This is a genomic window from Acinetobacter sp. UBA6526 (genome assembly GCF_002434875.1).
In the GTDB taxonomy this organism is placed as follows: domain Bacteria; phylum Pseudomonadota; class Gammaproteobacteria; order Pseudomonadales; family Moraxellaceae; genus Acinetobacter; species Acinetobacter venetianus.
Map to the genome: position 1 here is coordinate 1 of NZ_DJLC01000045.1, position 7,276 is coordinate 7,276.

9 protein-coding genes and 3 pseudogenes are annotated in these 7,276 nt (G+C 37.5%); 8 read left to right on the forward strand and 4 right to left on the reverse strand.

Features of this window, described 5'->3' with window-relative positions:
- Positions 1 to 777, forward strand: a 777-nt coding sequence (locus B4237_RS02785; RefSeq protein WP_286941273.1) for a MobA/MobL family protein, incomplete at its 5' end; no start/stop codon positions are given.
- Positions 778 to 929: 152 nt separating this feature from the next.
- Here the strand turns inward: B4237_RS02785 and B4237_RS02790 are convergent.
- From B4237_RS02790 to B4237_RS02800, 3 genes are all read right to left on the reverse strand, one after another.
- Complete coding sequence (locus B4237_RS02790; protein ID WP_286941275.1) at positions 930 to 1,784, reverse strand: hypothetical protein; 855 nt, start codon at positions 1,782 to 1,784, stop codon at positions 930 to 932.
- Positions 1,768 to 2,115, reverse strand: a complete 348-nt coding sequence (locus tag B4237_RS02795; protein ID WP_286941277.1) for a hypothetical protein — start codon at positions 2,113 to 2,115, stop codon at positions 1,768 to 1,770. The genes B4237_RS02790 and B4237_RS02795 overlap by 17 nt, the downstream gene beginning before the upstream one ends.
- A 481-nt stretch (positions 2,116 to 2,596) precedes the next feature.
- A complete protein-coding gene (locus B4237_RS02800) occupies positions 2,597 to 2,950 on the reverse strand; it encodes an antitoxin Xre-like helix-turn-helix domain-containing protein (RefSeq protein ID WP_286941278.1) in 354 nt (117 codons plus the stop codon).
- 849 nt (positions 2,951 to 3,799) lie between these two features.
- On the opposite strand from B4237_RS02800, the gene B4237_RS02805 reads away from it, so the two are divergent.
- The 7 genes and pseudogenes from B4237_RS02805 to B4237_RS02835 form a co-directional block, all read left to right on the forward strand.
- Positions 3,800 to 4,408 (forward strand): hypothetical protein, encoded by a 609-nt coding sequence (locus B4237_RS02805; protein WP_286941280.1) that lies wholly within the window; start codon positions 3,800 to 3,802, stop codon positions 4,406 to 4,408.
- 90 nt (positions 4,409 to 4,498) lie between these two features.
- Positions 4,499 to 5,263: a hypothetical protein gene (locus tag B4237_RS02810; protein WP_286941282.1), complete on the forward strand. Its 765-nt coding sequence runs from the start codon at positions 4,499 to 4,501 to the stop codon at positions 5,261 to 5,263.
- A 24-nt stretch (positions 5,264 to 5,287) separates the two neighbouring features.
- On the forward strand, positions 5,288 to 5,671 hold the full coding sequence (locus tag B4237_RS02815; protein WP_286941283.1) for a hypothetical protein: 384 nt from the start codon (positions 5,288 to 5,290) through the stop codon (positions 5,669 to 5,671).
- 122 nt (positions 5,672 to 5,793) lie between these two features.
- Positions 5,794 to 6,096: a hypothetical protein gene (locus tag B4237_RS02820; protein ID WP_286941285.1), complete on the forward strand. Its 303-nt coding sequence runs from the start codon at positions 5,794 to 5,796 to the stop codon at positions 6,094 to 6,096.
- Between the two features lie 282 nt (positions 6,097 to 6,378).
- Positions 6,379 to 6,555, forward strand: a pseudogene (locus B4237_RS02825) (type I restriction-modification system subunit M N-terminal domain-containing protein); the annotation flags it as partial.
- A 44-nt stretch (positions 6,556 to 6,599) separates the two neighbouring features.
- Positions 6,600 to 6,818, forward strand: a pseudogene (locus B4237_RS02830) (transposase); the annotation flags it as partial.
- A 38-nt stretch (positions 6,819 to 6,856) separates the two neighbouring features.
- A pseudogene (locus B4237_RS02835) lies at positions 6,857 to 7,141 on the forward strand (hydrolase or metal-binding protein); the annotation flags it as partial.
- On the opposite strand, the gene B4237_RS17690 reads toward B4237_RS02835, so the two are convergent.
- Positions 7,131 to 7,276 (reverse strand): putative quinol monooxygenase (locus B4237_RS17690; protein WP_414632337.1); only part of this gene is annotated, 146 nt, incomplete at its 5' end. The pseudogene B4237_RS02835 and the gene B4237_RS17690 sit on opposite strands and share 11 nt — an antisense overlap.

The window sequence follows — 7,276 nt, forward strand, 5'->3', positions numbered from 1 at the left end:
AATATGCCGATTTGGTCTGAAAATCATCCTGAAAATTTTTGGTATGCAGCAGATAAATATACAAGTGAGACGAGACGAAGCTCATCACATATTACAATCGCTTTGCCCAAAGAACTGGATAGAAATAAACGTATCGAATTATCTGAGAGACTGATGTATGAGTTTTGTGGTCAATATAAAATGCCATCTACAATCGCAATTCATAATCATGTGGCTGCGCTAGATGGGCAGTCAGAACAGCCACATTTACATTTATTATTTTCAGAAAAAAGTATGTTAGATAATATTCAGCGTTCCCCAGAACAGTTCTTTAAGCAATATCGTCAAAAAAATCCTGAAAAAGGAGGTGCATTAAAAATCACGGCTGATGTGCTTGGATTCGGTCGTAATATATTATTTCACTACCGAACACAAACTGAAAAAATAATAAATGAATTTTTAGAAAAATATGCACCCACAAAAATTATAGAAATTCATGATGTGGAAATCGAAGTGAGCAGTGCAGTATCGTGCTTATCTAATGAAGATTATAATAAAAAACATGGAACCAATTTAAAAAAAGTCCCACAAATTCCAAGGTCATTACTATATAGCACTGATCCTGAAGATCAAGACAAGGTAGCAGTATATAGAAAGAACATTCGGGAAATTCGTCAAAATAATCTGTATGAACTTTATAAAAATGAGTATGAGCTAGCGTTGGCTAAAAAACGTGAACAGGAAATTCAGAATAAGCCACAACTTGATCAATCTAAAAAATTTGATTTTGACTTCTAATATATCCTCATTAATAAACCAAAGATGATGACTGCTCACAAGCAAACTCAATGGAATGTATTATTCCTTCTTCAGTCTTTAATTAAATTAGTTGATCTGTCTATATACTTTCTATGGACGGATCAACTGAATTGGTATTAGCGCAATTTGACCTATTTCTTAAAATAGTTTTCCATCTGCAATTGTTCAAGCGTGTGCCATTGATAACGCTCATGTCCTGCAAAATTTTGTTTGATATATACAATATGTTGAAGAATTCGCTTCTGATACTTTAAGAGTTGTTGAATACGGTGATCATCATGATCTATATCTACCCGTTGTTGCCTCAGTGCTTGATAAAAGCAGCGGTAGTCCATATCCATATTTTTTAGAGTTTCATTTGACGCCGCAGGGTGGAGTGGTTGGCTTAATCCTGCAACTGAATAAGATTCACGCGTGAAAAAGTCGGGGCGTATACGGGATTCTTTTGCCACTTTTAATGTTGGTTCAAATCTATTTGATTTAACCTTTATATTTTGAAACGCCTGTTGAATCGAATTAATTATTACACTCGGTTGAATAGTATGTGCTGGTGCTGGCTTCTGCAAGCTGGGTGCAGCGACTGGAGCAGAAATGGATGATTTCACTTTAGCCTGATGATCTTGTTGACTGTCGACTTTGATGAATTGTTTGAGTTTCTTATAGTTAATCGTATAGAAATTGGTTTGTAGCCATTTATTCTGTGCCAACTTTTCAATCACTAAAATTCCAGCCTGTTTTAATTTGGCCACAATTCTTTTAATCGTTGAGATGCTATACACACCAAGTGTTATTTGCCATTGTTCATAACTATGGAACCAAAACTTTTTTCCATTAAAGATTTTTCCTTCGTTATTTTCTAAAAAGTAATGCAGCTTCTGTAAAAAATTGGCGGCAGCCACGCCAAACGCTTTTGCAAGCGTTGGCGAAGCAATAAGTGGATAGTCTCCAGCAATGAGGAGGTTATTATTCTTATTGGTCTTGGACATGATTCGCCCCACGTAGAACACGTTGTGCACGTTCAATCATCTTGTGACGTTGATGTGTACGAAATGCCCAGAGCGACGATAAATTGTTATTTTGATTGAGCTTTGCGACTTCAAGAATTTGCTCATCATTCATTTCATGCATACACTCACGAATAATTTGATGGGCTTGTTCAAGTTCTTTGAGTAAGGAATTTGCGGTGTCAACAGCAATATAAAGATTGGCGAGTGTCTGACGTTGAGGATTTGAAATAGTTTTGCCAAGTTCAACAATCAGTTGCGAGGCTTGTTTTTTAGGTGTGCAAGTGTTTGCACCATGAAGAATTGCGTTCATAGCAGTTGTCCTAGATAAGTTTTAACACCTACCGCCATCACTTGTCACAATGATGGTGGCAGCTAAACAGGGGTGACAATACTGAATCTAGGATCAGCCAACCTTACGGTTGCCCTGCAAGCTGCCATAACGACTGCTAAACAGTAGGCAAAAAAATAGCCGCGAGTGCGACATTAATTTGCACCTAGATTGTATCAGGTTTTCACGCCCGTACACAGATTTTGCTGTGTGATTCTAGATTAACTGGGTATCGCTTAAGCTGTCAACGCGGGCATTGGATCTTTTTACATATCTTAACATTAATTAATTGATTGATTCTGCTGGAGATATTTTTAATTTCTGACGGCTGGGAATATTGTTTTGAACAGTGCTTGTGGACGGCTGTATAGACTAATATTTAATTTTTAGCTCTCAATAATTCTGTAAAAAATAAGAAATCATCAAATCTAAAGTGATTCTCTAAAAGAATAAAATGAATAAATTACCGATTGTTTAGGGCTTCAACAACCATTAAGACTTTCTCTAAGCCTTTTCTGTTCTGAACTTGCTGAATCGGGATACCATCGGTTGCGGTATTGAATGTATTCATAAAATAATCAATCCATTCCAAGTCACCGCCCGTGAGTGCTGATAAGCTTTGATAAAGGCGAATCAATAATAATCCAGCTTCACCTTGTGGGGATGCAGGTTCTAATACAGCTGAGAATTCGATTTGGTTCATCGACGCGAAATCGAGACCTATCACAGCAGCCAGTTGAGTTTGGCTAAGACCGAGTAAATCCGCGGTATTCAATATGGCTTCTGCTAAAACCGATGCTGTATTGGCTGAGTTCATTCAATCGACCCGCTGAGCTTTGCTGATTATTTATTCTATCGCATTTAATAGGATATTACTGAAGAAGAGGGTACTTCAGTGTGATCGCTTTAAATCAGCCTGAGTAAATTGCAATCTTCTCATTAACAGCTCATTAGGCATTCATTCATCTCAATGCTTCGAATGAAAAAGCTGAGCCGCGCCTGATTTAATTCTTTATTTTATTGTTTTATTTTAATAGAGAACAACAGTCCATTTTAGCCTCATCCATCAAAGCAAAATGAGCCTATCGATTGGACTAATTTGACCTTATGGGAAAAATCAAAGACTTAATGCGATTACATTTGGCGAATCTAATTGTATAGATTTTAGTGCTTTGTAAAATTGACTAAAGCGCTGGATAAAATTAATATGGGCTCGCTGGCCTACATTGCCAGTCGGTTTTAGCAGACCGTTGATCCAGCACGGAAAATAGCTTGTCTATTTTTTGTGGACCTTCTCGTCCCCCTTTTATCTTTATGGTAGGACAGAAGGGGGACACCTTCGGGTGTGCTGGTTCCTTGGATCCCAGTCTGCTAACCCTCTTTTGTTCTGCCACCATTATTTAGCAGTGATATGGCAGAACTTCTTAAGATTCAAGGAGCTTCTTATGCTGTACCTATCTTTTTTAATTTGTGCCTCACCCCATGTTCAACCTTGTTGTGCTTTGCAACGAGGGCGATACGGCTAAATTTTTATTATTCGTCTGTATTCAAACAACACTTTTACAAGAACAATCCAACGGTGGATGGCTAAGTCACGCCTATAAAAAATAAATCTTTTTATATCTGCTGGTGATTGTGCATTGCATTGAACATGCGGGAAACAACCATGACTGAATTAAGCAAACCCAAAATCATACCCATTGAACACCGCCCACAAAAATCTAAGCTCTTTATAAAATGTGTGGTCTTACCCATCGTGATCTTTCTCATCGTTGCCAAAATCTTCTCCTTTGGTGCTTTCGGTTACATCTTCTTTGGCTTTGACCTGTTTTGGTTTGTGATCCTTTACTACCTTTATGAATATGGAAATACCTACTTTGACGGAATGACTGAACAACTCAAGCGTCAAGGAGAAACTTTTAATTATCAAAACCGTGGTGTTTGGATCAACAGCCAAGATAAAACCATTATTCTGTTTGATCAGCCAGATCAACGCCTCGTCAAATATCCCTTTGATTACATCACTTCCGTTGGACACTACAACTTAGTTGAAGATCACTTTAGAACCACGACCACTGTGATCAGCAATCCAATGATGGGAACACATGTCAATCAACAAGTTCATCGCACACCGATGAAACGAGAGTTTCAAGTCAATATTGGCACACGAGATCCATTCAAACCGAATTACAGTCTAAAAGTCCTATTTCCTTGGCGTAGTCCACAAATGGCCAGTGAAATCCGTCAGCTACTATCAGCGGATCATTATCAATAACTGATGTTAAATGATTAAAAATAAATAAGTATTTTACACGAGCATTTCTTGCAGGCAGCAAAGCCCGTAGGAGATGCGAGGATTATTAAAATGAAATTTAGATTTAAACCACTACTGATCAGCAGTATGACATTGTTGATCATGCAGACTGTGACGGCTCAACCCCTGTCTACATCTAAGCCATTCACCTTAGAGCAGGGCTTAACTTGTCTGGATTGGGCTAAGAACGAACAATCCTTGAGTAACAGTTTAGCCTTGATGGGCAACGAAATGAAATGGCCATCTGGAATCACCTCATTACAGCAACAATTTCAACAGCAGTACCTCAAACAAAAGAGCAGCGTCATCAATGATCCTGATGATGAAAATTTCTGTGAAGATTGTCCTGAAACAGAAGTTTATTTACCCAACAACAAAAGCAATCCCATCAAAAGAATTGAAACCTTAGTACACGTCAGTGTTGCAGGGGCAAGAACTGCGATCTATCGTGCTGATGACATCAACAACACCAAACAAAAGATCGAGGATGGATTGAATATTCAATTCAGTCACTATAACGGACAACAATTAAAAAGCTTTAAACAGCAGTGGGATAAAGCTTCAATGCATGATGATCAAAACAGAAGCAAAACCCATAAAGTCTTTCAGCAATATCCACATTTAAAGGTCTTTGATGGAGAAGTCTTCCACAATCAAAAGGTCTATATCCCTAAACAAATTTATATCTATAGCCAGCCCTATAAACGAGATGTATCTGATCCGAATGACATGATTGCTTTTATTAGCCTTTATGACAATCCCGTTAATCCATCACAACACATCTTACAGTGTGGCTTTATTGACAATGTGTTTTAACAAATAAATTAAGAGTCTATTCAAATGAAAAAATTAATATTTGCAGGATTATGTTTAAGTCTTTCAACCTTGGCTAGTGCAGGCGTAAAAGAAAGCTTAGTTGGTAAACGACTGGTCTTAGATTTACCCGATGTAGAATGTGCAGGCTTGTCCTTTTCCAAGAATGGAAAAGATGCCGCAATGTATGCAGAAATAGGGCAATGCCAAGACCCATTACCATTAAGAGTAAAATGGTTAGATGACAAGACTTTCATCCTGATTGAGAAAGTACGAACCAATGATATTTCTCCACCACGTACTTATTTATACCGAGTAAAAAGTTACCAGAAAAATGGTGTTGAATTGACGGATATCTCGACAGGCTGGGGAGATCATAAAGATACGATCATCAGTTATTATTTTAAATAAAGAGAAGGATTGGCAGCTTAGATAATTCGTTAAAAACAATGAATCAACGATAAATTAAAGGTTTAAAACAATGAACTACTACGCAGAGGACCCCTTCTAGGTAATGTGACCTAGGAGGCAATATGAAAAAGCTGAAATTTCAGTACCTACAACCTGAAAATACTCATCCTAATGACGGTATACGAAAACGATACCCTCATCTGAGAAATGTGTATCATAAAAAGTTCAGCACACGTCAAGAACGTAGTTTTTATTTTCTTCATTTGATTGAATATAAGAACTATCCTTTAAAACTTCGTGTTGCACGAGGTACGGGCTTGCCTGAAGAATGGGATGATTTACCTGCTTATGTCTATAAAGTTGCAAAGAGTTGGAAGCATAATTCTAGAAGACGGAAGCAATATTTTAACAACAACCAAAAATGACTTAACAAGCGAGATAAAATTTATATAATATAACCTTAAAAATCAATATTTTGTGTGTGGTTTTTGATGCTTTAAGAAATATCGGAAGCTACTTCAATGTTTGGAGTAGTGAATATGTCCTTAACTCAAGCTTGGACAGGCGATTAAAATATAAAATAATATATATCTTGATTTTTTTTGTGTAGTACCCGACTTTTCATTCGTCTTAGATGTGCTAACGTAATAAACTATTGAACATTAAGTATAAAACCACAGCGGTTGATCATTGATTGAGGATAAAGAATGAACTCATTGGAACAAAAGTTTCTAAATGAATTAGATGATAAGCTTTGGAAAGCCGCTGATAAATTACGTAGCAGCTTAGACGCTGCCAACTACAAGCATATTGTCCTTGGCTTAATTTTCCTCAAATATGTATCAGATGCCTTTGATGAACGTCAGTCTGAACTGGCTTTGTTGCACAAACCTATCTCTAAAGGCTTATTCCACAATATAATTTTCAAATGAATAAGCCTACACCTAAAATTTATCGTACAACCAATTGGTCTTCCTACAACCGAGCTCTCATCAATCGTGGAAATATTGCCATTTGGTTTGATCCTGCTACGCAATGGTATGCCCCATTAAAAGGCAAACAAGGACGAAATCAAACTTACTCCGACGCAGCTATCCAATGCTGCCTAATGATAAAATCTCTCTTTCAATTGTCTTTACGTATGGTGGACTGCCACCACTCTCCTAGACAAATATGGTCCACCCTTTGAATTTGGATGACTCAGATGAATTTGGGACCTTCATCTTTAGAACCCCTGGCTTTAATAGTATTCGAACCTTGGCTGCACGATTGAGTTACTACAGTGCAACTTCAGGAGGCTTACTGTCGTGCCTACCATTGCAACTCACTTTAAGAGGCAAAAGCACCACACAAAGCTATCGCCAACCTCTGTATTACGTGGATCTAACTTTACGGCAGGGCATTGGCCTGAATGATACCATTACTCAGGCCAAGCAAATTGATGAACAGAGCAAGAAGGCTATATTTTTTTGATTTCTACAATATCACTTGATTCAATGAGCGATTGGATATTACTAAATAAACTTTGAATATAATCAGTGGCCATATGGATATCTAAATCCTCCCTGCTACGCCATTCTTCTAGGGTCTGTTGACATTTACTGT

Bases quoted from the DNA above. Each gene is read 5' to 3' on its own strand.
- B4237_RS02820 (WP_286941285.1), top strand. From the start codon at position 5,794: ATGAAAAAGCTGAAATTTCAGTACCTACAACCTGAAAATACTCATCCT.
- B4237_RS02805 (WP_286941280.1), top strand. From the start codon at position 3,800: ATGACTGAATTAAGCAAACCCAAAATCATACCCATTGAACACCGCCCA.
- B4237_RS02790 (WP_286941275.1), bottom strand. From the start codon at position 1,784: ATGTCCAAGACCAATAAGAATAATAACCTCCTCATTGCTGGAGACTAT.
- B4237_RS02815 (WP_286941283.1), top strand. From the start codon at position 5,288: ATGAAAAAATTAATATTTGCAGGATTATGTTTAAGTCTTTCAACCTTG.
- B4237_RS02810 (WP_286941282.1), top strand. From the start codon at position 4,499: ATGAAATTTAGATTTAAACCACTACTGATCAGCAGTATGACATTGTTG.
- B4237_RS02795 (WP_286941277.1), bottom strand. From the start codon at position 2,115: ATGAACGCAATTCTTCATGGTGCAAACACTTGCACACCTAAAAAACAA.
- B4237_RS02800 (WP_286941278.1), bottom strand. From the start codon at position 2,950: ATGAACTCAGCCAATACAGCATCGGTTTTAGCAGAAGCCATATTGAAT.